General features: G+C 55.6%; 1 protein-coding gene and 1 pseudogene. Both read left to right on the top strand.

Translation table 11 applies throughout. From position 1 onward, the window contains the following. Positions 1-32: 32 nt before the first annotated feature. Positions 33-164: pseudogene (locus K8U60_RS19220) on the top strand (LGFP repeat-containing protein); the annotation flags it as partial. Between the two features lie 3 nt (positions 165-167). Then, a partial coding sequence (locus K8U60_RS18900) for a hypothetical protein (protein WP_263298747.1) occupies positions 168-930 on the top strand: 763 nt, incomplete at its 3' end.

Here is a 930-nt window from a genome sequence, read left to right on the forward strand (position 1 = left end):
CCCTGCACGAGCCGGGCAAACCGGAGAAGTCCATCTACTGGTATCCGAATATCGGAGCCCAGGAGGTGTATGGGGGAATTCGCGAACACTGGAAGAACTTGGGTTGGGAACGTAGTTCCCTAGGATATCCTATTAGCCCAGAGCGGGATCGGCCAGGCGGTGGGCGCATGCAAGACTTCCAGAATGGGACAATTGGGTGGACACTCATCCGCGGGCCATTCGTTGAAGTGGTGCGTATGCACCGAAGAATCATCACCCCCAGCGGAGTTGCATTGGGGGGGTGGGCGGAACTAGAATTGCGCCAAGACGGCCACTATACCTTCCGCGGACACTTACATGACAGCGGATTCCTCGATTACCAGTTTCAAGTGAGGGCGTCAATTGCCACGAATGCGGGAATGGCTCTGGTGGTCCAGAAGTCCGGTACCGTGGAGGGCACAGAGAGCGGTTTGAGTCCACGAAGAGACTTTGACTGGGATGAACGGGATCACAGTAAACTGATCCAACTGGAGTGGCCGACGCTTCAATTTGGCACCTTACAGATCGCCAAAGCTTATGAATACAGCGGGGTCGTTGGCGGACTGGAGTCGGTTGTGAAAGATGTCGTGGAGTTTTTGGTTGTCAATGTGGCGCTAGGCCCGCAGGCAGCCATCATCCATTTTATCGGAAAAGAACTAGGGGCCATCACCAAAGCCAATGTGGTTGGAGTCGGAGGCATTCCAGCGTTGCTGGCAACGGCCGGCGCTTCGTTTCTCTTGAGTCCTACTTTGGCCATCCCGGTGTTTGTCGGGACCCTGGCTGCGACCAACGCCTTGGTGAAGCATCGCCCGATGTCAGTAGAAGAGTACGCCTTTGCCAATTTGGTGTTCAAGGGCACGCTTCCGCCGCGTGAACGGATCATCCTGACCAATTTGACCGGACTTGGAGGTA

The sequence above is a fragment of the Planococcus circulans genome (assembly GCF_020023385.1).
Classification (GTDB): Bacteria; Bacillota; Bacilli; order Bacillales_A; family Planococcaceae; genus Planococcus.